The following is a 24,986-nucleotide window of genomic DNA, read 5'->3' as shown; positions in this document are numbered from 1 at the left end:
GCTGAGCGGACGCGGGTGATTCGTTATGCATCGGATACGGCAGCACGCGCCTGGCAGGGACGAGGTCCGGCATGTCGCGGCGAAGCGCGTTGCCATGGGTGGAGGTGGCGCCGCAAGCGAGTACGGTTCGTGGCCACGCCCGGTGATGCCGGATCAGGGGGAAAAAAGACGGCCGGGGGAAAGGGAGGGATTGAGGGAGAGTGCCCCCGGCCGTTCATGGAAAGCAGGGCCGGCGGTTCACTTTCCGGCCACGCGGCGACGGTCTTCGTCGTATGCGAAAACGACCCGGCCATTGTGAACAATGCCGATGAAGGGCGTCTGCGTGCTTTTGATCGTTTCATGATCGCTGCGCGTGAAGGGTCTCACGTAGTTCATCACTACGCCTTCAACCGGGTTCTGGAGGCTTTCTAGCGCCTCTCGTATCTGATGCCCTTCCGTGTTGCCCGCCTGTCGGATGGCTGCAGCAAGCAACAGGGCGGAATCATACCCCTGCGCAGCGGCCGGCGGTACCGAAATTCTTTCCTTGCCGGTGGCAATTTGATAATCACGAATGAATTTGCTGAAAAGTGGAGAGACGGGCTCGGCTATGAAGCTCTGAGGCATCCGGGCGCCTTCCGCATTGGGGCCTGCGTTGTCGATGAAGTTCGACATCGCGAGGGTCCAGCTGCCGATCATCGGTACGCGCCAACGCAGCTTTGACATGCCGTTCGCGAGATGCGCCAGTTCGGGGCCGATGCCATAGGTGAGTATCACTTCGGCCCCTGCCTTTTGAGCGCGACGCAACTGCGGCATCATGTCGACATCACGGATGTTGAAGCGCTCGACCGCCACCGGTTTCATGCCGCGGCGCAGCAGTGCGCGCTCGAGATCCTCGCGACCGAGCTGGCCGTAGTTGGTCGAGTCGTGGAGGATCGCAATTTTCCGGAAACGGCTGCGCTCGACCGCTTCCTCGACGATCATCTCTGCCTGGATGGTGTCGTTGACCGAAACGCGGAAGACGTAATTGTCGGGATACTGCGGCGGCTGGAACTGCTTGGTGACAATCGAGCCCGTGGCCACCGATGTGATGACCGGAATGCGGGCCTGCTGGTAGAAGCGTTGGCTGGCGAGGGCCACGCCCGTGTTTACGATGCCCAGTCCGGCAACGATTCTTTCCTTGTTGATGAGGTCCTGAACGACCTGCGCCCCGCGTTCGTTCAGCCCTTCGTCATCGCGTTCGATCAACTGGACCGGGCGTCCGAGGAGGCCCCCCGATGCGTTGATCTCGGAAATCGCCAAGCGAATACCGTCGCGCATCGAGATCCCCATCGGCGCGGAACCACCCGTAAATGGGCCAGAGACACCGATGAGAATTGGCTCGATGGCGGCACAAAGGCTCGCCAGGCCGGACAGCAAAAATGCGGCAAGAATGCGCCTCACCCGTCCCCCCTTCTGTTTTTTCCTTAACGTTACTCACGCAGGATGCGCACTCGATATTGGAGAAAACCCGCACGGGCTGTGCCGGGATCGCGAATCGGAGCGGAAGGCGCCCGTGCGTTCCTGTTAGGGTAAGACCCGATGTCTGCGTTGGTGCGGGGCGACAACAATGGCTGTCCAGAGGCACCTCATCTCGGATACTGCCGCCCGCATGTCCCGCTCCGTCGTTCGCGAACTTCGCGAAGCCCGATCACCGAACTGGTACTGGAACATCCCTTATGTGGCGGTGGTGATCTTTGCCGTGGCGATGCTGGTGCTCGTGTGGGTGCTGCAGGTCCGCGAGAACGAAGTCGAACGCAACGCACTCGCCCGCGACGTGCAGTGGGCGGAACAGACGATGCGTCTGCACATGACAGCGACCGAGGAGTTCCTGATCAAGACGGCGCGCGACCTCGCGGCGGGAAATCTCGATGCCGACGCCTTCCAGGTCTCGGCCAATCAGCACATCGCCAACAACGCGGAACTGGTCAATATTGCCTGGGTCGGACCCGACGAAACGGTCCGCTGGACCGCGCCTTTCGACACGACAGACTGGCTGGTGGGCGATACCTTGAGCGCGTTGCAGACCACGCCGTTCTACCGCGCCAGGGAACTCGGCCGGCCGAGCTATGGTGCGGCCCAGATCAATCAGCGCGACATGGCGGTTCTCGAACTGTACGTGCCGGTCTTTCGCGGCGGGACGTTCATGGGGGCGATCGCAGGTGTGTATTCGATCGAACGGATGACCCGGTCGCTGATTCCCAACTGGTTCGGCGAGAAATACCGCATCAGCTTCTCGGGGCTGGATGGCCGGGAACTGTCGGCCAACTCGGGTGTGCACCGGCTCGACCAGTCACTGAGCTACTCGGTCGATCTCGATCCGCCCGGTAATGGACTGACCATGCGGGCCACTGCGTTCCGCACCGGTTCGGACGTGCCGCGCGCCCTGCCGATGGCCCTGATCGTGGGATTGTCCCTGCTGGTTCTCTGGAGCCTTTGGCTGCTCCGTGCACATATCCAGCGGAGGGTGCGTGTTGAGAAAGAGCGGGATCGTTTGTTCAACCTGTCCCTCGACATGCTCTGCATTCTGGGTCTGGATGGCAGCTTTCGCCGCTGCAATCCCGCATTCGAGCACATTCTCGGATTTCCGCCCGAGCAATTGCCCGGACGGGCGCTGCTCGATTTCGTACACAGTGGAGACATCATCACCACGGTCGAACAGCTTCGCAAGCTTTCGGAAGGCGAGCCGGTCAGTTTCGAGAGTCGCAGCCGGTGTGCGGACGGACGCTTCAAGTGGCTCACCTGGAGCATCAACCCGGTGCGAGAGGAAAAGCTCCTCTATGCGGTGGCGCACGACATTACCGGCCGCAAGGCAGCCGAGGACGCGCTGCTGACCGAGTACGCCTTTCGCAAATCGATGGAAGAGTCGCTCGTCACGGGCATGCGCGCGATTGATCTGACGGGGCGGATCACCTATGTCAACCCGGCCTTTTCCCGCATGGTCGGTTGGAGTCAGGAGGAACTGGTCGGCTCGGTACCGCCTTTCGCCTATTGGCCGGCGGAAGAAATGGAAACGTGCCATCGCAATCTCCAGCTGACGCTTGCGGGCAAGGCGCCGGCCTCCGGTTTCGAAATGCGGATTCGCCGCAAGAGCGGAGAGCGCATCGATATCCGGCTGTTCATCTCTCCGTTGATCGACAGTCTCGGCAAGCAGCTCGGCTGGATGGCCGCGATGAGCGACATCACCGAACCGAAACGGGTGCGTGCTGCGCTCGAGGCCTCACAGGAGCGTTTCGAGGCGGTACTCGATGGCCTCGACGCAGCCGTGTTCGTGGCCGACGCGCACACCGACGAGATCCTCTACGCCAACCACGCGTTCATGGTCATGCACGGCTTTGATGCGGTCGGCAGAACGGTCCGCGCGGTGTCGGTGGCGCAACCGGAGCGCGGTGATTACCTGGTCGATCCACGCAACCTGGGCCCGGCCGATCTGCCCCGGGAACTCTTCGACGGCGAGCTCCGTCATCCGCTCTCGGGGCGCTGGTACCACGTCCGCGAGCGCGCCACCCGCTGGGTCGACGGGCGTGCAGTGCGCATGGCGATCGCGACCGACATCACGGACCGCAAGCACATGGAGGACGCCGAGCGTCAACAGGAAGAGCGGCTCCAGCGCACGGCGCGACTCATCACCATGGGCGAGATGGCCTCGACGCTGGCGCATGAGCTCAACCAACCCTTGGGGGCGATCTCCAATTACGCGAGTGGCTGTGTCAAGCGACTGCAGGCCGGCGAATGGAAACAGCAGGAGTTGCTTGCCGCGATGCAGAAGGCCAGCTATCAGGCCGAGCGCGCAGGCAAGATCATCCGGCGCATCCGCGACTTCGTTCGCAAGAGTGAGCCGCGCAGGGCTGCAGTGCCGCTCGAGGACATCATCGAAGATGCGATCGGTTTTGCGGAGATCGATGCGCGGCGGGTCGGTGTCAGGGTGGTGGCCGAAATCGAACCCGGCATGCCGCGGGTTTTCGCGGATCGGATCATGATCGAGCAGGTGGTACTCAACCTCGTGCGCAATGGAATCGATGCGACCAGCGAGGGCGGCGACAATGCGGTCCCGTTGGTGGTCCGGGCCCGTGCCGGCCATGGGCGCATGGCCGAAGTGGCAGTGATCGATCGCGGCGGCGGCATCAGTGATCTGGACCGCGAGCGCTTGTTCACGCCATTTTTCACGACGAAGGCGGACGGTATGGGCATGGGGCTCAACATCTGCCGTTCGATCATCGAGTTTCACGAAGGTCGTCTGTGGGAGGAGCCGAACCCGGAGGGTGGTACCATCTTCAGCTTCACCCTGCCGATGGAGACCCAGCGTGAACAACTCGTCCAGCACGTCTGAACAACGCATCTACATTGTCGATGACGATGAGGCGCTGCGCGATTCGCTGGCCTGGCTGCTCGATTCCGCAGGCTACCTGACCCAGAGCTACGATTCGGCCGAAGCGTTTCTTGCGGATTACAACGACCAGCTTACCGGTTGTGCGCTGCTTGACGTGCGCATGCCCGGCATGAGCGGTCTTGAACTCTTCGACCGCCTCTGCGATCTGCACGCAACGCTGCCGGTGATCTTCATTACCGGACACGGTGACGTGCCGATGGCCGTGGCGGCGCTCAAGCGCGGTGCTGCCGATTTCATCGAAAAGCCGTTCAACGATGAAGACATGCTGACGCTGATTCGTCAGTGTCTGGCGGTCGAGAAGGAAGGGCGTGACCGGCGCCGTCAGGATGCCGAGGTGGCTCGACGGCTGGATCTGCTCACCCAGCGCGAGCACGAGGTGCTCGAACTCATCATCGCGGGCAAACTCAACAAGCAGATTGCCGATACGCTCGGTATCAGCATCAAGACCGTAGAGGTTCACCGCGCCCGCGTGATGGAGAAGATGGGGGTGAATTCGCTGGCGGAGCTCGTGCAGAATGTGGTCGGGCTCGAGCCCCAGGCGCCTCGCTGAAGTCATTGCAGGGGTGCCCGGTGCCCCGTGGTGCAGCACGCTGTTCATGACGAAATGGTAGATTCCGCGAATGAGCGCATTGAACGGACTCTTTCTCCTCGTCGGCTTGCTGCTGTTCGTCAGCGTGCTGGCCAGTACCGTGTCGGCGCGGCTCGGCCTGCCCCTGCTGTTGCTCTTCCTCGTGGTCGGGATGCTCGCTGGCGAGGACGGGCCGGGCGGTATCCGTTTCGATGACTTTGCGGCGGCGACCCTCATCGGTCACCTGGCGCTCGCGGTCATCCTGCTTGACGGTGGTCTGCGTACCCGTGTGGCCAGCTTTCGCGTTGCATTGTGGCCCGCCGCCGTACTGGCGAGTTGGGGGGTGGTGGCCACGGCGCTGGTGCTCGGAGTCTTCGCCACCTGGTTGATGGACATCGACTGGCGGCTGGGCATGCTGCTCGCCGCCATCGTCGGCTCAACGGATGCGGCGGCGGTCTTTGCTCTGTTGCGCAACAGCGGTGTGCGCCTCAACGAACGGGTCAAGGCGACGCTCGAGATCGAGTCCGGCGCCAACGACCCGATGGCGATCCTGTTGGTGACCATACTCGTGGAAATGCTCCTCACCCCCGAAAAGGCCGGGGTCGGTCGTTTCCTGCTCATGCTTGTCGCCCAGTTGGGTATCGGTGCGCTGTTGGGTTGGGCGGGGGGCTGGGTGCTGCGCCGCCTGCTGACGCGAATGCGGCTCGCGGAGGGGCTGTACGCACTACTGATCGTGTCCGGCGGCTTGATGATCTTTGCCACCGCCAACCTGCTGGGCGGCAGTGGATTCCTGGCAGTCTATCTGGCCGGGCTCATGGTCGGTAACCGTCGCTGCCATGCCACCGAGCATGTGCTGCGGGTCATGGACGGTCTGGCCTGGCTGGCCCAGGCCGGCATGTTCCTCGTGCTCGGTCTGCTCGTGACGCCTTCACATCTCGTCGAAACCCTGCCGCTGGCGCTCGTCATGGCGGTATTCCTGATGCTCGTCGCCCGACCGCTGGCGGTGTGGAGTGGCTTGCTGCCGTTCCGCTACCAAGCGCGGGAAGTCGCCTACATTTCGTGGGTCGGTCTGCGCGGTGCCGTGCCCATCGTGCTCGCCATCGTTCCGGTAACCATGGGTATCCCCGATTCGCGCCTGCTCTTCGACGTCGCCTTTGCAGTGGTCCTGGTGTCGCTGTTGATACAGGGTGCGACCGTGCCAGTGGCCGCGCGCTGGCTGGGCGTTGAGGTGCCCCCGTCGGACGAGCCGGTGGACCGGCGGGAGGTCTGGGTCGGAGACCGGGCGTCGCTTGACCTTCTCGAGTACCGGGTGGCTCACGGAGCACACGCGGAGGGGCGCCATCCTGACGATGTGGCGGCCGATGTGGGAGGAATCGATGTGCGTTGCGTGTCGCTGGTACGAGGTGGGCGGGTTCACCCGCTGGGGCTCGATACCCGCATGGCTGAAGGCGATTCCGTCTGGTTCGTCGCCAGCGATGCACATGCGGAGCGGCTGGCGCGTCTCTTCAGTGCCGGGGCAGGCCATGAGCTCTCGGCCCACTCCGGCTTCTTCGGCGAGTTCGTGGTCGACCCGGCCTGCCCGGCAAGTGCATTGGTGGCGAACTACGGCGTCGTGCTCGGGGAGGATGAGGCGGCTTTGCCCCTGCGCGCGCTGATCGGTGCTCGCCTTGGCCGCGCCCTGGTGGTTGGTGATCGCGTTACGCTCGGCGGCATCGTGCTCACGGTCCGTGAGATCGACGAGCGCGGCGTGGTTTCCCAGATTGGTCTCAAATGCCCGGTGGCGCGGCCGGCGCGCTGAGCGATCCTGGGGAACCGCCTCTTCGCCGCACGCAAAGCACTACGCGGGACTGCGAAATCGCGCTGTGCTCTGGTAAAATCGCGGGTTTTTCAGCACAGGGACTCGCTCCATGTCGGCCCGCATTCTTGATGGAAATGCACTGTCGGTACAAGTGCGCAGCCAGTTGGCCGACGCCGCGGCTGCGCTCTCCGCGCGCGGTGTCCAGCCCTGCCTGGCGGTCATTCTCGTTGGCGGCGATCCCGCCTCGGCGGTCTATGTGCGGAACAAGGTGGCTGCCTGCGAGAAGGCGGGCATCAAGTCACTCAAGTTCGAATATCCCCAGGACGTCGATCCGGCCCGTGTGTTCGAGCGTATTGCCGCGCTCAACGCGGATTCTTCGGTGCACGGAATTCTCGTCCAGTTGCCGCTGCCGCCGCAGTTCGATGAAAAGGCCGTGCTCGAGGCGATCAGCGTGGCGAAGGATGTCGATGGCTTTCATGCCGAGAACGTGGGGCGCCTGTCGCAAGGGCAGGAGGCGTTCTTTCCCTGCACACCCCATGGTGTCATGAAGATGCTGGAGGCTGCCGAAGTGCCGGTAAAGGGGGCCGATGCGGTGGTGATCGGTCGTTCCAACATCGTCGGCAAGCCGATGGCGGTGCTGCTCACCAATGCCGGCGCGACCGTCACCGTGTGCCATTCCCAAACCCGCGACCTCGCTGCCCATACGCGCCGTGCGGATATCGTCGTCGCTGCCGTGGGACGGCCCCGCTTCCTCAAGGCCGACATGGTCAAACCCGGAGCGGCGGTGATCGACGTGGGCATCAATCGCCTGCGGGACGGGGCCGAAGCGGGCAAGCTGTGTGGCGATGTCGACTTCGATGCGGTCAAGGAGGTTGCAGGTGCCATTTCGCCGGTGCCGGGCGGTGTCGGCCCGATGACCATCACCATGCTGCTGGCCAACACGGTGGAATCTGCCCGACGCGCCGCGGCGAAGGCCGGACTCTGAGTCGCGTGCGGCGTCGCATCATGCTGACGTCGATGCTTGTACCAATATCTCTGCGGACCTGATCGCAATGACCTCCATCTCACCTGATGCTTCCTGTCCCGCCCCCGTGGTCGGTGTGATCATGGGCTCGAATTCCGACTGGCCGACGATGCAGGCCGCGGCGAAGATTCTTGCCGAGTTTGGCGTCGCCTATGAGGCCAGGGTGGTCTCCGCCCATCGCACACCGGACTTGATGTTCGAGTATGCCGAAGCCGCGCGTTCGCGCGGGCTCAAGGCGATCATCGCAGGTGCCGGCGGGGCTGCTCATCTGCCCGGCATGGTGGCCGCGAAGACGACGCTGCCGGTGCTTGGCGTGCCGGTCCAGTCGCGCGCCCTGTCTGGCAAGGATTCGCTGTTGTCGATCGTGCAGATGCCAAAGGGGATACCGGTCGCAACCTTCGCGATCGGGGAGGCCGGTGCCGCAAATGCCGCCCTGTTCGCGGTGGCGCTGCTGGCCAACGAGGACGAGGAACTCGCCGGAAAGCTGATGGCATTCAGAGCGCGGCAGACCGAAGCGGTGCTGGCAATGGATCTGCCGCCACCGGCCTGAGCCGACGCAGCAATGTCGACCACCCGTACATACTGTCCGCCACTCATTCCCGGCAGAGCGATTGTGCGAGCGTGCCGGTGAGCCATCCTTTTCCCGGCGTTTCCGCCTTCTGAGGCCAGTCATGTCGTCTTCGCATTCTTCTTCCTCGATTCTCCCGCCCGCAACGCTGGGAATGCTCGGTGGTGGCCAGCTTGGCCGCTTCTTCGTTTCGGCTGCGCACGAAATGGGCTACAAGGTCTGCGTGCTCGATCCCGATCCGCACAGCCCGGCCGGTCTGATCGCCGATGAGCACCTGGTTGCCGCCTACGATGACTACGCCGCGCTCGACCGCATGGCCGGCAACTGTGCCGCGGTCACCACCGAGTTCGAGAACGTCCCCGCCGAAACGCTTGATTACCTCGCCAAGTTCCTGCCGGTGCGCCCGGGTGCGCGCGCCGTCGCGATCTGCCAGAACCGAATCGCCGAAAAAACCTTCCTGCGCGACAATGGCATGCCGCATGGTCCTTTTGCGGTGATTCGCTGCGACGATGACGTGGCCGAGGCCAATGCCGGGCTTTTTCCGGCAGTGCTCAAGGTCGCGCGCTTTGGCTACGACGGCAAGGGGCAGGCGCGGGTGGCAGACCGTGCCGAAGCGCTGCATGCGTTTCACCAGTTCAGGGGTGAGCCCTGCGTGCTCGAAAAGATGCTCTCGCTCGACTACGAGGTATCGGTGGTGCTCGCACGCGACGAGGGCGGCCGGGTCGCCTGTTTTGCCGCGGGGGAGAACAGCCACCGTCGCGGCATCCTCGACGTCACGATCGCCCCGGCCCGGGCATCTGCCTGCCAGCGCGATTCGGCCCAGGCAATCGCCGAGCGGATCGCTGAAAAGCTGGGCTACGTGGGCACCCTCGGCGTCGAGTTTTTCGTCTGCCGTGGCGAACTGTTCGTGAACGAAATGGCGCCGCGGCCGCACAACAGTGGTCACCACACCATCGACGCCAGCAGCACCTCGCAATACGAGCAGCAGGTGCGCGCGCTGTGCGGCTTGCCGCTCGGTGAGCCGCGCATGCACTCGGCCGCAGTAATGGTGAACCTGCTTGGCGAGCTCTGGTACGAAGGGGGCACAGCGCAAGGTGCCTATCGCGAGCCCGACTGGGCAGTGCTCCACGCATACCCCGGCCTGCACCTGCATCTCTACGCCAAGCACCATGCGCGGCCAGGCCGCAAGATGGGCCATTTCGTGGTGACCGGCAACGATCCCGACCAGGTGCTGGCAACGGCGCTGGCGGCACGCACCGCGATCGGCATCACGGACTGAGCCGATGCACGAAATCCAGCAGGCCGCCGAAAGGCTCCGCGCCGGCGAGCTCGTCGCCTTTCCGACCGAGACGGTCTACGGCCTCGGCGCCGACGCGCTCAACCCGGAAGCGGCTGCGAAGATCTTTGCCGCCAAGGGGCGGCCGGCAGATCATCCGCTGATCGTCCATCTACCGGATGCCGCGCAACTGCCGATCTGGGCGAGCAGCATCCCCAGGGAGGCCATCGCCCTGGCGCGGGCCTTCTGGCCGGGGCCCCTGACCCTGATCCTCAAGCGTAGCGAGGAGGTGCCGGACATCGTCACCGGTGGGCAGGATACCGTCGGCCTGCGTGTGCCGGGCCATCCGGTCGCGCTCGAACTGCTGCGCGCCTTCGGGTCGGGTGTCGCCGCACCGTCGGCAAACCGCTTCGGCCGCATCAGCCCGACCACCGCCGCCCATGTGCGCGAAGAACTGGGCGAACGGGTGAGCATGGTTCTCGACGGCGGCCCCTGCGAGGTCGGCATCGAGTCGACAATCCTCGACCTTTCCCGCGACACGCCGATGATCCTGCGCCCAGGTGCCATCACTGCCGACGATATCGCCGCCGTGATCGGACGTCAGCCGGGCCAGCATCCCGCTGCGGAGCAGGTCGATACCGCTGCCCCCCGTGTCTCCGGATCGCTTGCCGCGCACTATGCGCCGCGCACGCCGCTCGCGGTGCTGACGATCGATGACCTCGTCGCCACCTTGCAGCAGGGGCCATCAGACAACACCGTGGTGCTTGCCCGGCGCCCGCAACCACCGGGCGCCAGTTGCAGGCTGTGGCGTGAAGCTCCGGTAGATGCGGCCGGGTTTGCCCACGATCTTTACGCGGCGCTGCGCGATCTGGACCACCTCGGCGCAGCCCGGATCCTGGTAGAAGCACCGGAAGCCTCTCCATCCTGGCAGGCCGTTGCCGACCGATTGGGGCGTGCAGCAGTCGGCTCCGGCGAAGACGACGAAACCTGAAACGCCGTCGCTGGCAGGTTCGCGCATCGCCGGCTTCTCTTTGGCTGTCTGCATCGATATAATCGCTCACCTCGGGCCGATAGCTCAGCTGGGAGAGCGCTGCGTTCGCAATGCAGAGGTCGGGAGTTCGATCCTCCTTCGGTCCACCATGAATACTTCCGATGCAGTCCGAAAAAGCCCGGAAACCCTAATTAAAACAAGGGTTCCGGGCTTTTTTAGGTCCTGAGTAGTCCGATAAAGGCTATTGGAATCCGGTGGTAGGTGGGGGTAAAGTTGGGGGTATGGGGCAAAAGCCATTGCACCCCTTAGTTAGAGATACCCCCAATGCCACTGACCGACAGGCAGATCAAGACGATCAAGCCCGAGTCAAAGCAGCGAAAGTACGCCGACGAAAAAGGGCTGTTTCTGCTGGTGACGCCAAGCGGCGGCAAGCTGTGGAGGCTCAAGTACCGTATCGGCGGGAAGGAAAAGCTGCTGTCGCTGGGGGCGTACCCTGACGTTTCGCTCAAGGCGGCGCGTGATCGGCGGGACGAGGCGCGAAAACAGATTGCGGAGGGCACCGACCCGAGCGCAGCCAAGCAGGCGAGGAAGGCCGCAGTGAAAGCCGAACGTGTCGCTCAGGTAGAAACCTTCGAGGCGACGGCACGCGAGTGGTTTGAGCGTGAGCGTGCTGCGCTGTCCTGGGCGCCTGGGCACGCCGACAAGATCATTCAGCGGCTGGAAAAAGACGTGTTCCCCTGGCTGGGCAAAATGCCGGTCGCGGAGATCAAGCCGATGGACGTGCTGACCTGCTGCCAGCGCATTGTGGACAGGGGTGCAGCGGACACCGCTTACCGGGCCAAGCAGAACATCGGCCAAGCCATGCGCTACGCGGTGGCGACCGGGCGTGCCGAGCGTGACCCGACTGCCGATCTGCGCGGAGTCGTGAAAAAGCCCAAGGCCGAACACTTCGCTGCAATCACCAGTCCGGCAGAGGTGGGGGTGTTGCTGCGGACGATGGACGCCTTCAAGGGCACGCTGGTGGTGCAGTCCGCGCTGAGGCTGGCACCGCTGGTCTTTGTCCGTCCTGGCGAGCTACGCGGGGCGCAGTGGGCAGAGATCGACTTCGAGCGCGAAGAGTGGCGCATCCCTGCCGAGCGGATGAAGCGGCGGCGCGAACACATCGTTCCGCTATCTCAGCAGGCGCTGGCGATCCTCAAGGACCTACACCCGCTGACCGGGCACCGCCAGCATGTGTTCGTCGGGCGCGACCCGAAAAAGCCCATGAGCGAGGCCACCATCAACGCGGCATTGCGGCGCCTAGGCTACGACACCAGGACCGAGATTACCGGCCATGGATTCAGGGCGATGGCGCGCACCATTCTGCATGAAGAACTCGGCATAGACCGCGACGTGATCGAACATCAACTGGCACACCGCGTACCGGATGCGCTGGGCGAAGCCTACAACCGGACAAAGTTCCTGAAGGACCGCAAAGCCATGATGCAGAAGTGGGCGGACTATCTCGACCGACTGAAGGTTGGTGCGGACGTGATTGCGCTGCCAACCAGCGCGGCATGATCGCCTGACAAAGCAATGCCGCGCCTGGGCTGAGGCTGATCCCCGAGGCCGAAAACCGGATACCCTTGTCCGGCTGGCGCGGCACCTATCTTTAAGTACTGGCGAAAAGGGGCGCAATATGATTCGAACGTTGAGCGATGATGAAGTTGATGAACTGGCAATTGCAAATAGCGTGAGGTTCTCGGCTGAGTATTGGGAGACCATCAACCCGCTTTGGCGTCTTGCCAATCCATTGACAGTTCATCAGGCAGCGGCGCTGATCGCTGGATATGACCCGAACTGGGTCCGATTCAACTCCCTCCATGAGGCGTGGCTCGAGAATGAGCATGGGTGGCGCGAGAGCAACGGAGTCTCATGGGTCAAGACGGCTTTTGCCGCGCTGGTGAATGCGATAAACGCGGGTTCCCTAAAAGCCGTAATTCGGCGCGACGCACGGATGCAAGGATGGGACGAAAATCCGAATCATGGCGAGTCCCTACGCCCCCTCTCTGATGAAGGCGGCGGCATCCGAAATGGCTTTGAGCCTGCCGTAATTTATTGCGAGTCGCCAGACTGGGGGAAAACGACCGTCGCCGTTCCTGATCTGGTCGCATGGCTGGAGGCATCTAATGTCCGCACTGGTTTCTTCTTCCCTGCGGCTAACGAAGCGCCAGACTACCTTGACCCAAACAATCCGCGCTATGCGCCCAAATTGGCGGCGGCAGTGCGTGCGTGGCAAGCCGTAACCGATACAGGCGGTAAGACGCCGAAGCAGGCATTGGCAAAATGGCTGCGCGAACATGCGGCGGAGTTCGGCATGACCGACGACGAAGGGAAGCCCAACGAAACGGGCATCGAGGAAGCTGCGAAAATGGCGAACTGGCAACCGGGCGGCGGCGCACCAAAGACCCCCGGCGAGTAACCCACCCACCCTCAGCAATCAACCCACCCACCCAAAAAAGCCTTGTAAACACTGGCTTTCTCGACCTTGGCGCTCGCGGAGGGGAAACCTACCCCACCCACCATCCCAGTTTTTTTGGGGTAGGTTTTCTGAACCTACCCAGCTATTTCAGGCTGCGGCATTTCGCCTAGATTCGGCCATACCGAACGCAATGGAGCGTTTCGGACTTCCTTCGACATCCGAGGATCTGAAAATGGCCGCAATCGCAGAAGCACATCCCCGCATCATCAAGCGCCGTGAGGTGGAGGGCCGCACAGGGCTGCCGCGCTCCACGATGTACGACCGTATTAGGCGCGGTGATTTCCCTGCTCCGATCTCTCTCGGGGCGCGCTCGGTCGGTTGGCTCGAGCACGAGATCGACGCTTGGTTGGCTGATCGCGTCGCCATGGCGCGCAACCGCGCTTAAGGGGCATGCAATGAGTCCCCGCGATAGGTTTTTGAGTCTCGTCGAGCACAAGACCACTGGCCGCGACCACGGCATGTTCCGCGTTCCGACACGCCGTGACAAGACCATGTCCGGCACATGGCGAGAACTGGGTGATGGTCGTCTCCTGATCCACGACTTCGGCGGCGAGCCGACGCAGAACATTCTCGTCGCGATCGGCCTCAGCCTCGCGGACCTATTCCCCGAGCGCCTGGATGGGTGTCTGACGCGGGAGCGCCGTCCCTTCCCCGCGGTTGACGTGCTTCGCGCACTTGCTTTTGAGGCGCTGGTGATCCTCGCGGCAGCAGCATTGGTCCGCAGTTCCGACGCTCTGACTGCAGCTGACCACGCTCGTCTGGCTGTCGCAGTTGGTCGGATCCGGACGGGACTGTATCTCGCAGGAGTGTGCCATGGCTGAATACTCTGTGGGACAGGCACATCTCGATAAGGCGGCGGACGCGATCAAGGAGGGCCCAATTGGCCTCCGCGCCGTACATCTCATCAATGGCGCTGCAATCCGTCCGGCCCCGATAGATTGGCTGTGGGACGGCTGGCTCGCCGCCGGCAAGCTGCACATCCTCGCTGGCGCACCCGGCACGGGCAAGACTACCCTCGCGCTGGCGCTCGCCGCAGCGCTAACGACCCGGGGGTATTGGCCTGACGGGAGTCGCGTGCGCACCGTCGGCGATGTTCTGATCTGGTCTGGGGAAGACGACCCGACCGACACGCTCGCACCGCGTCTGTTAGCCTGCGGTGCGGACATGACGCGTATTCATTTCGTCGGAAGCGTCCGTGACGGCGGTGACCACCGCCCGTTCGATCCGGCGTCAGATATGCGTGATTTGCCGGATGCTGCGATGCGTGTCGGCAACGTTCGTCTGTTGATCTGCGATCCGGTCGTATCTGCGGTCACCGGCGACAGCCACAAGAACACCGAAGTACGCCGCGCTCTGCAGCCCTTGGTAGATCTGGGCCACGAGATAAACGCCGCGATCCTGGGCATCAGTCACTTTTCCAAGGGCAGTCAGGGTCGCGATCCGACCGAGCGCGTCGCCGGCTCGCTGGCCTTCGGCGCACTGGCTCGCGTCGTACTCGCCGCGGCCAAGGTACAGGACGGCGACAAGGAGAACGCGCCTCGTCGCATCCTGGCTCGCGCGAAATCCAACATCGGGCCTGATGATGGTGGCTATTACTACGATCTCGATCAGGTCGAACTGCACCAATTTCCTGGCGTTTGGGCGTCGCGAGTGGTGTGGGGTGAAAAGATTGAGGGCAGCGCTCGCGAGATTCTTGCCGCCGCCGATGCTGATCCCCCGCAAGGCGAAGGTCGTGCAGATGAGGACAATGAAGTGGCTGCGTGGTTGCGTGCGCTGCTGATCGACGAGTGTGAGATCACCAAGACCGACGCGATCAAGGCCGGCCGCGCTTGCGGCTTCACCGAAAGGACCATTCAGCGTGCGCGGAAGCGCATTGGCGCGGCAACCAAGATCAGCGGCTTCGGGAAGGAAAAAATTGCCGTCTGGTCCCTTCCCAATCGTGACACCCGGAGTAACTCGCATGCCGACTACAAAAACTGCGGCATGAATGGCACGAATGATGGCGACACTGCGATCGTGCCAGTCGTGCCACGTATGGTGGAGTTGGCGTGCGCTGACAACGATGGGGTGCCCGAGTCCAGCGAAGAGGCCGAGGAGGTAGAGGAATGGCTGTAAAGGACCTACTCGATCGAGCCGAAATGGACGGAGTGCGCTTCGTCCTGGAGGGTGCGCGTGTAGGGTTGCGTGGCGATCGAGACGCGATCAACGAATGGGCACCGCGCTTGCGCCAGCATCGCGCCGCAGTCCTCCGTGAGGTGCAGACGCGCCTCGCCGGCCTGCATCGCATCTGGATTATCCGCCCGCCGCTGCGAACAGCCTTCACGGTCGCCTGCCCACAGGGAGCGACCGAGGCGGAAATGAGTTTGGTTCGGTCTGGCGCCGACGTCGAGCCGCCGAAATAGCAACAGGAGACACAAAAAGATGAGCTCAACGGAGGAGCCGATGCGCTTAGAAGCCACAGACATTACAAGTTCTCCCCGCGAGGAAGGGCTCATTGAATTGGCCAACGATGCTGACGTGATGACCCCCGGGCGGAGGTTCGCCCAGCTATACACAAGCCCCGAGCTTGCAGCCTACCGCGTCCTGAGTGCGACCGACACGAAGGTTGGGCTTGATGAGGCTGTGGATGTGCCCACCATGATCGACCAACTGAGTGAGCAGGCAAGCGCGATCGGCAGTGGTGACCTTACCCGGGTGGAGGCGATGCTCATCGGGCAAGCCACTGCATTGCAGACCCTGTTCGCTCAGCTGTCGGAGCGAGCTTTCAGCGCCGAGTACATGCCGAGCCTTGAAACATTCCTCAAGCTTGCGCTGCGCGCGCAGTCGCAGTGCCGCGCTACGCTCGAGACCCTCGCCGCGATCAAGAGCCCACCCATGCTAATCGCGAAGCAAGCGAATCTGACTACTGGCCCGCAGCAAATCAACAACCACGGGACGATGCTTGGCGCTCGCGCGACAAAAAAATCCGGAAAACAGCGGAACGAACTATTGGAGAAGGGTGATGGCAAACGGTTGGACGCCGGAGCGGCGCGCACGACAAGCGGAGTTGATTCGCACATGGCAACCTTGGGAGCAGGCGTCGGGGCCGACCACGGCCCAGGGGAAGAGCACTTCCTCGCGCAATGCCTTCAAGGGGGGGCTGCGTCCGGAGCTGCGCGAGTTGGCACGGGCTCTTCGGGAACATCGGATTGAGCTGAGGCGAATTCGGGAGGAATAGCTCCCTGCGCAATCTTTGCCCACTCGGAGGCTTGACGCGCGGGCCAGAATCTTAGGGATTGACTTAGCATCGGGCCCCACCGTGGTTCATTGTTGCGATCGGTATAATCGCTGAGTCACTGCATCGCGCCCAACCACGCCATTTTTACCTCCTTCATGCTCAAGCTTGAACACATCACCCCAAACGCCGCGCTTGTAGGCATCGAGCTCGGTCAGATCGTCCGCGTGGTCGCCACGGAGCAGGTAGGCCCTGATGCACTCACGGTCATCTACAAGATGGCCGACGGCCGACTCTCTGAGCGCATGCTGTTTCGCAGTGACGAGCCCAACCTCTCGCTCGCTGAAGCCGGACGTCCATGGGCATTCGACGCCCCGGGCGAAGCCTTCAAACTCGCAGCCGAAGCATGGCGGATCAACCTGGCGCATCTGTTCGACCCGATGATGGCGGTGCACACCTCCAACGTCGAACCACTTCCGCACCAGATCACCGCAGTCTACGAATCCATGTTGCAGCGCCAGCCGCTGCGCTACGTGCTGGCGGATGACCCTGGTGCGGGCAAGACGATCATGGCGGGCCTCTTCATCCGCGAGCTCCTGATGCGCGCCGACGCCCGCCGCGTGCTCATCGTCGCCCCGGGTAGCCTTGTGGAGCAGTGGCAGGACGAGATGCGCGAGAAGTTCGGGCTGGAGTTCCGCATCTTTGGCCGCGACCTCGTCGAGAACAGCGCCAGCGGCAACCCGTTCGAGGACACCGACCTGCTGGTGGCCCGGGTCGATCAGCTCTCGCGCAACGACGACTTGCTACAGAAGCTGCAGCTCACGCGCTGGGATCTGGTGGTGGTCGATGAAGCGCACAAGCTCTCGGCCAACTACTTCGGCAACAAGATCAACAAGACCAAGCGCTTTCAGCTCGGCGAACTGCTCGGCAGCATCACCCGCCACTTCCTGCTGATGACCGCGACGCCGCACAACGGCAAGGAAGAGGATTTCCAGCTCTTCCTGTCGTTGCTCGACTCCGATCGCTTCTACGGCAAATTCCGTGACGGCGCGCACAAGGTGGATGTGTCTGACCTCATGCGTCGCATGGTCAAGGAAGAGATGCTGCGCTTCGACGGCAGCAAGCTCTTTCCTGAGCGCCGCGCCTACACGGTCAATTACCGTCTCTCGGATCTTGAGGCTGCGCTTTACGGCGCCGTCACCGACTACGTGAAGACCGAGATGAACCGCGCCGACCAGCTCGAAGACGGTGCCCGCCGCGGTACGGTCGGTTTCGCGCTCACTGCGCTGCAGCGCCGGCTTGCCTCCAGCCCGGAGGCCATTTACCAGTCGCTGCGTCGTCGTCGAGCCAAGCTGCAGCGCCGGGTCGAAGAAGAGAAGCTGCGCCAGCGCGGCGAAGTGCTCGCCAACAGCGTGTTCACCAACGGCGCCGGCGAAGACATCTGGGACGCCCCCGACAACCTCGCCCCGGAAGACTACGAGGAGTTCGAGGAATCGGTCGTCGATCAGGCCACCGCCGCCCGCACCATCGTCGAACTGCAGGCCGAGATCGTCATCCTCGAAGGGCTGGAAGAGCAGGCCCGCCAGGTGGTGCATTCCGGCCAGGACCGCAAGTGGGATGAACTCTCACGCCTGCTGCAGGACACGCCCGAGATGCACGACGCCGACGGCCGACAGCGCAAGCTCATCGTCTTCACCGAACACCGCGACACACTCAACTACCTCGCCGTGAAGATCCGCGGTGTGCTCGGCAGCGAAGAAGCGGTGGTGCTCATCCACGGCGGCGTCAAGCGCGAGGACAGGCGCAAGGTGCAGGAGCTCTTCCGCAACGACCCGGCGGTGCGCGTGCTTATTGCCACCGATGCGGCCGGCGAAGGCGTGAACCTGCAAAACGCCAACCTCATGGTCAATTACGACCTGCCCTGGAACCCCAACCGCATTGAGCAGCGCTTTGGCCGCATCCACCGTATCGGCCAGGCCGAGATCTGCCACCTGTGGAACATGGTCGCCAACGAGACCCGCGAAGGCGACGTCTTTCAGCGCCTGTTCGACAAGCTTGAAGTCGAGCGCAAGGCCCTGGGCGGGCGGGTGTTCGACATCCTGGGTGAAGTATTCGAGGAAAAAAGCCTGCGCGAGCTCCTCATCGAGGCCATCAAGTACGGAGAAGACCCTGCGCGCAAGGCCGAGCTCTTCCGCAAGATCGAGGGCGCCCTCGACACCGACCACCTGCAGAACATCATCCGCCGCAATGCGCTGTGCGAAGAGGTCATGGACCCGCAGCGCCTCTACGCAGTGAAGGAAGAGATGGAGAAGGCCGAAGCCCGCAAGCTGCAGCCCTACTTTATCCGCGCTTTTTTCAATCAGGCGTTCCAGTCGCTCGGGGGCGAAGTGCGACCGCGCGAAGCCGGCCGCGCCGAGATCACCAATGTCCCGGCCATCATCCGCGAGCGCGACCGCCAGATCGCCGGCCGCGACCGGCGTTACAACGAGCCGGTGCTGCGCCGCTACGAGCGCGTCTGCTTCGAGAAAGACCATGTTCGCGTGCCCGGTCGGGCGGAGGCCAAGATGGCAAGCCTCATCCATCCCGGCCATCCGCTGATGCAGGCCGTCACCGACATTGTGCTGGAACAGCATCGCAACAAGCTCAAGCAGGGCGCGGTGCTGATCGATCCGGCAGACCTCGGGCTCACTCCGCGGCTGATGTTCATCGTCGATCACGCCGTGAAGGAAGGCGCGGACCAGAACCGCATCGTCTCGCGCCGCATGCAGTTCGTGGAGATCGACCCTGCAGGCGAGGCCATCCATGCCGGCTGGGCGCCCCACCTCGACCTTGAACCCATCGCCGCCGACGACCTCGTCCGCATCCGCGACGTGCTCGACGCCCCTTGGGTCGCCACTGGTCAAGCTAATCAACTGGAGCAGCGGGCGCTCGCCCATGCCTCGATCCATCTGGTGCCCGAGCATTTCGAGGAAGTCCGCACCCGCCGCGTGCAGCAGGTCGACAAGACCCTCGCCGCGGTGCACGAACGGCTGGTGAAGGAGATCAACTACTGGCAGGACCGCTCGATCAAGCTCAAGGACGACGTCGCTGCAGGCAAGCAGCCGCGCCTCAACTACGACAACGCCCTGCGTACTCTGGACGAGCTCTCCGCCCGGCTGCAGACCCGCACCGCCGAGTTGCAGGCCATGCGCCATGTGATCTCCAGCACCCCCACGGTGGTCGGCGGCGCGTTGGTCATCCCGCAAGGCTTGTTGCTGCAGCGCCGTGGCGAACCGGGTTGGAGTGCAGATGCCGCAGCCCGTGCCCGCATCGAGGCCCTCGCCATGCAGGTGGTCATGGATGCCGAGCGCGCCCTCGGCCATGAGGTCATCGACGTGTCCGCGCAGAAGTGCGGCTGGGACGTCACCAGCCTGCCCGGTCCCATCGACGGCCGCCTGCCGCCCGCCCGCCACATCGAGGTCAAGGGGCGCGCCAAGGGCGCCACCACCATCACCGTCACCCGCAACGAGATCCTCTACGGGCTGAACCAGGTGGACAAGTTCATCATGGCGGTCGTGCTGGCTGACGGTGACAATGTAGAAGGCCCGTTCTACATTCGACGCCCCTTCACCCAGGAGCCGGATTGGGCCGTCACCAGCATCAATCTGGATCTCGACGAACTGCTTGGCAGGAGTACGGCCCCATGCGCTTGAACAAGCTCACGCTGAGCAACTTTCGATGCTTTGAACGCCTTGAATTGGATCTGCATCCGCGCCTTACGGTGCTCATTGGCGAAAACGGAGCAGGCAAGACCGCGGTCCTTGACGCGATCGCGGGAGCCCTATCACCCGTACTGACTTACCTGTCTTCAGCCAATCAAAGGCTGACTGGACGTGGCATTCAGGACGCAGACTTCCGCGTCGTTCAGTGGCCGCAGTTTGGTGCCAAAGCACGCTGGGGCATGGCGGACTTTACCCAGCTGCAAGTGGAAACCGTTGATGGGTTGGTTTGGGATGTTTGGCGCGCCTCGACAAAAGGCAAGAAACCCGAACATTCAATTGGTCAGACCGAGCTCAAGCACCGTCTGCAAGGCATTTCTGACAGCTATGCCTCGGATCTCCCCCGTCTGACACCCGTCATGGCCTACTACGGAGCAAGGCGCGGGTATATCGAGGTCCCGCAGCGCCTGCGGGCAGCCAAGGTGAACTATGGCTATCCAGCATCTGCGCTGTTTGGTGCACTGGATTCCATGAGCGACTTCCGTGAAATGCTGGCCTGGTTCGATCAGGAAGAGGCTGCCGAGCTCAGAGCCAACAAGGGCGTCGCCGGCGAAGATTTCACTGAGTCGCCGAATATCATCGCGGTTCGTACTGCCATCGAAGAAATGCTGGGGGGTGAGTACTCGAACCCGCATTTCAACCGAGACCACAAGTTTGTGCTGGAACGCAAAGCTGACGGGGCGCACCTCCTGGTAAACCAGCTCAGCCAGGGTTATCAAAGCATGCTCGCCCTTGCGATGGATTTTGCGCGACGGCTTTCAATTGCGAATCCGCAGCTTCAGTACGGCAGTGTCGATTTTCAGGCGCATTTTCTTGATCTGCTGGGTGAAGCAGATCAGCTTCATGTGCTCTCTGCATGTCTGGAGCCAGTCAATCCGTTTCAGCAGGCGCTCGCTATGGGTGCACCCGCGATCATGCTGGTCGATGAGATCGACCTCCATTTGCACCCAACCTGGCAACAGCGGGTTCTTAGCGACCTGATGCGCACGTTCCCGCTTACCCAGTTCATCGTCACCACCCACAGCCCGCAGGTGTTGACCACGGTCAGCCGCGACAACATCCGGATTCTCCAGTCCACGGAAACCGGCTTCGAAGCCAGCAAGCCGGATTTCAGCCCCCTAGCGCACGAGTCCGGCGATGCCCTAGCCAAGGTCATGGGTACACAACGTGAGCCAGAGCTACCCCTGCAGGACGACATCCGCCGCTACGAGCAGCTGGTGCGGACCGGGCAGGAAGACAGCGCTGACGCACAGCAACTGCGTGGCACGCTGGAAAACGCGGGCTATCAGTTCCACGACAGCGACTTGGCAACGTGGCGTTTTCTCGCGGCGCGTAAGTCGGGCAAGGCGGGCTGAGCATGGTTGAACTGCAACTCCGCACTACGCCAACCCCGGCGCTGACGGATTTTGTCGGAGCCCATCCCGCGCTGGCCGCCGTCGACTTCGACAGTCGAGCTTTCCAGCTGATCAAGTTAGCCGTCAAAGCCGATCTGAACGAGGATCAGGGCGGCCTGTGCGCCTATTGTGAAAAACCTCTGCAGCCGACCGAAGGCCAGATCGACCACATCCAGCCGAAGGCTGGCGCCAATGCGAGGCCGGACCTGTGCTTTGCCTACCGCAACTTCGCCCACAGCTGCATCAACCCGAAAACCTGCGGGCAGAAGAAGAAAAACGGCTTGCTGCCCATCGAGCCCGGCCCCGGCTGCAATGCCGAATGGGCACTGTCCACCGACGGCACCATCGAGCCGCTACCAGACCTGACCCGGCAACGCCGGCATGCTGCAACCCAGACCCGAGACATGCTGGGCCTGAACAAGGATTCTGATCTTGTAGATGAACGCAGGCGCTGGCTCGCCAGTGCCATTGCAATCCTTCAGCAGGCTCCCGCAGATTTCCCCGACTTTCTACAAAGCGCGCCGTATCGGCACATCCTGGCGACCGCTTTCTGACGCCCCGAGACATGACCCCCCTCAAGACCCCAAAAAAACTCATCGAAGTCGCCCTCCCGCTCGACGCCATCAACGTCGCTGCGGCGCGCGAGAAGTCGATCCGCCACGGCCACCCCAGCACGCTGCACCTGTGGTGGGCGCGCCGGCCGCTGGCCGCGGCGCGGGCGGTGATCTTTGCGCAGATGGTCAACGACCCCGGCTACGAGCGCCAGCTGGGGCGCGGGGTGAACAAGGAAAAGGCGGCCATCGAGCGTGAGCGCCTGTTCAAGATCATCGAAGACCTGGTGCAGTGGGAGAACACCAACAACGAGGAGGTGCTCGCCCGCGCCCGCGAGGAGATCTGGAAGAGCTGGCGCGAGACCTGCGCGCTCAACAAGGGTCATCCGCAGGCGGCCGAGCTCTTCAATCCGGACACGCTGCCCGCCTTCCACGACCCCTTTGCGGGCGGGGGCGCGCTGCCGCTGGAGGCCCAGCGCTTGGGGCTGGAGAGCTACGCCAGCGACCTCAACCCGGTGGCGGTGACCATCAACAAGGCGATGATCGAGATCCCGCCGCGCTTTGCTGGCCCGATTTCAGCCATCGGGCCGGTGGGGCCGCGCATTCCCGGCGACAAGCAGGGCAAGCTCACCGAGGACTGGTCGGGTGCCAAGGGACTGGCCGAGGACGTGCGCCGCTACGGCGCCTGGATGCGGGCGGAAGCGGAAAAGCGCATCGGCCACCTGTACCCGAAGATCGAAGTCACCGCAGAGATGGTCTCATCTGCCACCACTCAGCGCCCGGACCTGAAGCCGCTGCTCGGACAGAAGCTCACCGTGATCGCTTGGCTGTGGGCGCGCACGGTGAAAAGCCCCAACCCCGCCTTCAGCCATGCCGAGGTGCCGCTGGCCTCGACCTTCGTGCTGTCGAGCAAGGCGGGCAAGGAGGCGTATGTGGAGCCGGTGGTCGAGGGGGATGGCTACCGCTTTACGGTGAAGGTGGGGACGCCGCCGGAAAGTGCGAAGGACGGCACCAAGCTCGGGCGCGGCGCGAACTTCCAATGCCTGCTGTCTGATACGCCGATCGAGCCGAAGCACATCTACGCAGAGGCCAATGCCGGGCGGATGGGCGCGCGGCTGATGGCAGTTGTGGCCGAGGGTGTGCGTGGTCGTGTTTATCTGTCGCCCACGTCCGAGCAGGAAGCGATTGCGCGCGACGCACAGCCTGAATGGAAGCCTGAAGTGGCGATGCCGGAGAATCCGCGCTGGTTCTCGCCACCGCTTTACGGGCTGAAGACCTACGGCGACCTCTTCACCCCCCGCCAACTGGTGGCGCTGACCACCTTTTCCGATCTGGTACAGGAGGCTATCGAAAAGTGCCGGCAGGACGCGTTGGCCGCAGGATTAGCCGACGACGGCACCGGTCTGGATGCCGGCGGCAGCGGCGCGACGTCGTATGCGCAGGCGGTCGGGGTGTATTTGGGACTAGCGATCAGCCGTACGACAAATACCGTTAATGCTCTTGCTGTTTGGTCTCAAAGCAGAGAGCAGAGCGTTAATCTTTTCAGCCGACAAGCAATTCCCATGGCTTGGGATTTTCCAGAAGTAAACCCGTTTGCGGGAGCCGCGGGAGATTTCGCGGCCACCACTGCCTCAATGGCGAAGGTCGTCAGTGATTGTTCGGAAACGCCCGCGCATGTCTCGCAGTTCGACGCTCAAGCGCAATCAATCACTCAGGGAAAGGTTGTATCTACAGACCCCCCGTACTACGACAACATTGGCTATGCGGATCTGTCCGACTTCTTCTATGTCTGGTTGCGCAGAAGTCTGAAGCCGATCTTCCCTGACCTGTACGCCACGCTCGCCGTGCCCAAGGCCGCGGAACTGGTTGCCACACCCTACCGTCACGGCGGCAAGGAAAAGGCTGAAGCCTTTTTTCTTGAGGGCATGACTCACGCCATTCACAACTTGGCTGAACAGGCGCATCCGGCCTTTCCGGTGACGATTTACTACGCTTTCAAACAATCCGAGACCAAAGGAGATGCGGGTACATCAAGCACTGGTTGGGAGACCTTTCTGGACGCCGTTCTTCATGCAGGATTCGGAATCGTCGGTACTTGGCCCATGCGTACTGAACGGCCAACTGGTGTCAAAGTCGCCACGAACGCACTCGCCTCCAGCATCATCCTCGTCTGCCGCAAACGCGATGCCGATGCCGCCACCGTCAGCCGCCGCGAGTTCATCCGCGAACTCAACGCGGTGCTGCCCGAGGCGCTGATGGACATGACCCGCGGCGGCATCAACAGCCCGGTGGCGCCGGTGGATCTGTCCCAGGCCATCATCGGCCCCGGCACGGCGATCTTCAGCCAGTACGCGGCGGTGCTGGAAGCCGACGGCAAGCCGATGAGCGTGCGCACCGCGCTGCAGCTCATCAACCGCTTCCTTGCCGAGGACGACTTCGACCACGACACCCAGTTCTGCCTGCACTGGTTCGAGGGCCAGGGCTGGGCCACCGGCAAGTACGGCGAGGCCGACGTGCTCGCCCGTGCCAAGGGCACCAGCGTGTCCGGTCTGACGGAGGCTGGCGTGGTCGAATCCGGCAAGGGCGACCTGCGCTTGCTGAAGTGGGCCGAGATGCCGCGCGACTGGAACCCTGAAACCGACACCCGCGTGCCGGTGTGGGAAGCCCTGCACCAGATGATCCGCGCCCTGAACCAGGACGGCGAAACCGCCGCCGGCGCGCTGCTCGCCCGCATGCCCGCCCGCGCCGAGCCCATCCGCGCGCTCGCCTACCGCCTCTACACCCTGTGCGAGCGCAAAGGCTGGGCCGAAGACGCCCGCGCCTACAACGAGCTGATCACGGCGTGGAGCGGCGTGGAGCGGGGGGCGAGCGAGGCGGGGCATGTGGGGTCGCAGGGTAGTCTGGATATTTGAGGAGGC

At 63.2% G+C, this 24,986-nt stretch carries 19 protein-coding genes and 1 tRNA gene; 19 read left to right on the top strand and 1 reads right to left on the bottom strand.

Annotated elements, in window-relative coordinates; translation table 11 throughout:
• Positions 1 to 237 precede the first annotated feature (237 nt).
• On the bottom strand, positions 238 to 1,296 hold the full coding sequence (locus GQB03_RS16515) for an ABC transporter substrate-binding protein (RefSeq protein WP_327516901.1): 1,059 nt from the start codon (positions 1,294 to 1,296) through the stop codon (positions 238 to 240).
• Between the two features lie 331 nt (positions 1,297 to 1,627).
• Here GQB03_RS16515 and GQB03_RS16510 point away from each other — a divergent pair, with 331 nt between their 5' ends.
• From GQB03_RS16510 to GQB03_RS16420, 19 genes are all read left to right on the top strand, one after another.
• Entirely contained in the window at positions 1,628 to 4,345 is a 2,718-nt protein-coding gene (locus tag GQB03_RS16510) for a PAS domain-containing sensor histidine kinase (RefSeq protein ID WP_159691755.1), read from the top strand.
• Positions 4,320 to 4,955 carry a response regulator transcription factor gene (locus tag GQB03_RS16505; protein ID WP_159691753.1) on the top strand — a complete coding sequence of 212 codons (636 nt, stop codon included), beginning with the start codon at positions 4,320 to 4,322 and terminating at the stop codon, positions 4,953 to 4,955. Before GQB03_RS16510 ends, GQB03_RS16505 begins: the two co-directional genes overlap by 26 nt.
• A gap of 70 nt (positions 4,956 to 5,025) precedes the next feature.
• On the top strand, positions 5,026 to 6,771 hold the full coding sequence (locus GQB03_RS16500; RefSeq protein WP_159691751.1) for a potassium/proton antiporter: 1,746 nt from the start codon (positions 5,026 to 5,028) through the stop codon (positions 6,769 to 6,771).
• 109 nt (positions 6,772 to 6,880) lie between these two features.
• Positions 6,881 to 7,756, top strand: a complete 876-nt coding sequence (folD, locus tag GQB03_RS16495; RefSeq protein ID WP_159691749.1) for a bifunctional methylenetetrahydrofolate dehydrogenase/methenyltetrahydrofolate cyclohydrolase FolD — start codon at positions 6,881 to 6,883, stop codon at positions 7,754 to 7,756.
• Between the two features lie 67 nt (positions 7,757 to 7,823).
• The gene (gene purE / locus GQB03_RS16490) at positions 7,824 to 8,345 is read left to right on the top strand and encodes a 5-(carboxyamino)imidazole ribonucleotide mutase (RefSeq protein WP_159691747.1); all 522 of its coding nucleotides are present in this window, start codon (positions 7,824 to 7,826) and stop codon (positions 8,343 to 8,345) included.
• A 121-nt stretch (positions 8,346 to 8,466) separates the two neighbouring features.
• Entirely contained in the window at positions 8,467 to 9,642 is a 1,176-nt protein-coding gene (locus GQB03_RS16485; protein WP_159691745.1) for a 5-(carboxyamino)imidazole ribonucleotide synthase, read from the top strand.
• A 4-nt stretch (positions 9,643 to 9,646) separates the two neighbouring features.
• Positions 9,647 to 10,630: an L-threonylcarbamoyladenylate synthase gene (locus GQB03_RS16480; RefSeq protein ID WP_159691743.1), complete on the top strand. Its 984-nt coding sequence runs from the start codon at positions 9,647 to 9,649 to the stop codon at positions 10,628 to 10,630.
• A 73-nt stretch (positions 10,631 to 10,703) separates the two neighbouring features.
• A tRNA-Ala gene (locus tag GQB03_RS16475) sits at positions 10,704 to 10,779 on the top strand.
• Between the two features lie 175 nt (positions 10,780 to 10,954).
• Positions 10,955 to 12,190 carry a tyrosine-type recombinase/integrase gene (locus GQB03_RS16470; protein WP_159691741.1) on the top strand — a complete coding sequence of 412 codons (1,236 nt, stop codon included), beginning with the start codon at positions 10,955 to 10,957 and terminating at the stop codon, positions 12,188 to 12,190.
• A 130-nt stretch (positions 12,191 to 12,320) separates the two neighbouring features.
• Entirely contained in the window at positions 12,321 to 13,091 is a 771-nt protein-coding gene (locus GQB03_RS16465; protein WP_159691739.1) for a hypothetical protein, read from the top strand.
• Positions 13,092 to 13,323: 232 nt separating this feature from the next.
• Positions 13,324 to 13,536: a helix-turn-helix transcriptional regulator gene (locus tag GQB03_RS16460; protein ID WP_159691737.1), complete on the top strand. Its 213-nt coding sequence runs from the start codon at positions 13,324 to 13,326 to the stop codon at positions 13,534 to 13,536.
• A gap of 10 nt (positions 13,537 to 13,546) precedes the next feature.
• On the top strand, positions 13,547 to 13,972 hold the full coding sequence (locus GQB03_RS16455; RefSeq protein ID WP_159691735.1) for a DNA primase: 426 nt from the start codon (positions 13,547 to 13,549) through the stop codon (positions 13,970 to 13,972).
• Positions 13,965 to 15,266: an AAA family ATPase gene (locus tag GQB03_RS16450; RefSeq protein WP_159691733.1), complete on the top strand. Its 1,302-nt coding sequence runs from the start codon at positions 13,965 to 13,967 to the stop codon at positions 15,264 to 15,266. Before GQB03_RS16455 ends, GQB03_RS16450 begins: the two co-directional genes overlap by 8 nt.
• The gene (locus GQB03_RS16445; RefSeq protein WP_159691731.1) at positions 15,257 to 15,553 is read left to right on the top strand and encodes a hypothetical protein; all 297 of its coding nucleotides are present in this window, start codon (positions 15,257 to 15,259) and stop codon (positions 15,551 to 15,553) included. The genes GQB03_RS16450 and GQB03_RS16445 overlap by 10 nt, the downstream gene beginning before the upstream one ends.
• A gap of 19 nt (positions 15,554 to 15,572) precedes the next feature.
• A complete protein-coding gene (locus GQB03_RS16440; RefSeq protein WP_159691729.1) occupies positions 15,573 to 16,343 on the top strand; it encodes a hypothetical protein in 771 nt (256 codons plus the stop codon).
• Between the two features lie 180 nt (positions 16,344 to 16,523).
• A complete protein-coding gene (locus tag GQB03_RS16435; RefSeq protein WP_159691727.1) occupies positions 16,524 to 20,057 on the top strand; it encodes a helicase-related protein in 3,534 nt (1,177 codons plus the stop codon).
• Positions 20,048 to 21,478: an AAA family ATPase gene (locus GQB03_RS16430; RefSeq protein ID WP_159691725.1), complete on the top strand. Its 1,431-nt coding sequence runs from the start codon at positions 20,048 to 20,050 to the stop codon at positions 21,476 to 21,478. Before GQB03_RS16435 ends, GQB03_RS16430 begins: the two co-directional genes overlap by 10 nt.
• Before the next feature lie 2 nt (positions 21,479 to 21,480).
• Complete coding sequence (locus GQB03_RS16425) at positions 21,481 to 22,071, top strand: retron system putative HNH endonuclease (protein ID WP_159691723.1); 591 nt, start codon at positions 21,481 to 21,483, stop codon at positions 22,069 to 22,071.
• An 11-nt stretch (positions 22,072 to 22,082) separates the two neighbouring features.
• Entirely contained in the window at positions 22,083 to 24,980 is a 2,898-nt protein-coding gene (locus GQB03_RS16420; protein WP_159691721.1) for a DUF1156 domain-containing protein, read from the top strand.
• Positions 24,981 to 24,986: the final 6 nt, after the last annotated feature.

This window comes from Cognatazoarcus halotolerans (genome assembly GCF_009800965.1).
Taxonomy (GTDB): Bacteria; Pseudomonadota; Gammaproteobacteria; order Burkholderiales; family Rhodocyclaceae; genus Cognatazoarcus; species Cognatazoarcus halotolerans.
This window is presented reverse-complemented; position numbering and strand designations above follow the sequence as displayed.

Bases quoted from the DNA above. Each gene is read 5' to 3' on its own strand.
- GQB03_RS16515 (WP_327516901.1), bottom strand. From the start codon at position 1,296: ATGCGCGACGGTATTCGCTTGGCGATTTCCGAGATCAACGCATCGGGG.
- GQB03_RS16510 (WP_159691755.1), top strand. From the start codon at position 1,628: ATGTCCCGCTCCGTCGTTCGCGAACTTCGCGAAGCCCGATCACCGAAC.
- GQB03_RS16500 (WP_159691751.1), top strand. From the start codon at position 5,026: ATGAGCGCATTGAACGGACTCTTTCTCCTCGTCGGCTTGCTGCTGTTC.
- folD (WP_159691749.1), top strand. From the start codon at position 6,881: ATGTCGGCCCGCATTCTTGATGGAAATGCACTGTCGGTACAAGTGCGC.
- purE (WP_159691747.1), top strand. From the start codon at position 7,824: ATGACCTCCATCTCACCTGATGCTTCCTGTCCCGCCCCCGTGGTCGGT.
- GQB03_RS16485 (WP_159691745.1), top strand. From the start codon at position 8,467: ATGTCGTCTTCGCATTCTTCTTCCTCGATTCTCCCGCCCGCAACGCTG.
- GQB03_RS16480 (WP_159691743.1), top strand. From the start codon at position 9,647: ATGCACGAAATCCAGCAGGCCGCCGAAAGGCTCCGCGCCGGCGAGCTC.
- GQB03_RS16470 (WP_159691741.1), top strand. From the start codon at position 10,955: ATGCCACTGACCGACAGGCAGATCAAGACGATCAAGCCCGAGTCAAAG.
- GQB03_RS16460 (WP_159691737.1), top strand. From the start codon at position 13,324: ATGGCCGCAATCGCAGAAGCACATCCCCGCATCATCAAGCGCCGTGAG.
- GQB03_RS16455 (WP_159691735.1), top strand. From the start codon at position 13,547: ATGAGTCCCCGCGATAGGTTTTTGAGTCTCGTCGAGCACAAGACCACT.
- GQB03_RS16450 (WP_159691733.1), top strand. From the start codon at position 13,965: ATGGCTGAATACTCTGTGGGACAGGCACATCTCGATAAGGCGGCGGAC.
- GQB03_RS16445 (WP_159691731.1), top strand. From the start codon at position 15,257: ATGGCTGTAAAGGACCTACTCGATCGAGCCGAAATGGACGGAGTGCGC.
- GQB03_RS16440 (WP_159691729.1), top strand. From the start codon at position 15,573: ATGAGCTCAACGGAGGAGCCGATGCGCTTAGAAGCCACAGACATTACA.
- GQB03_RS16435 (WP_159691727.1), top strand. From the start codon at position 16,524: ATGCTCAAGCTTGAACACATCACCCCAAACGCCGCGCTTGTAGGCATC.
- GQB03_RS16430 (WP_159691725.1), top strand. From the start codon at position 20,048: ATGCGCTTGAACAAGCTCACGCTGAGCAACTTTCGATGCTTTGAACGC.
- GQB03_RS16425 (WP_159691723.1), top strand. From the start codon at position 21,481: ATGGTTGAACTGCAACTCCGCACTACGCCAACCCCGGCGCTGACGGAT.
- GQB03_RS16420 (WP_159691721.1), top strand. From the start codon at position 22,083: ATGACCCCCCTCAAGACCCCAAAAAAACTCATCGAAGTCGCCCTCCCG.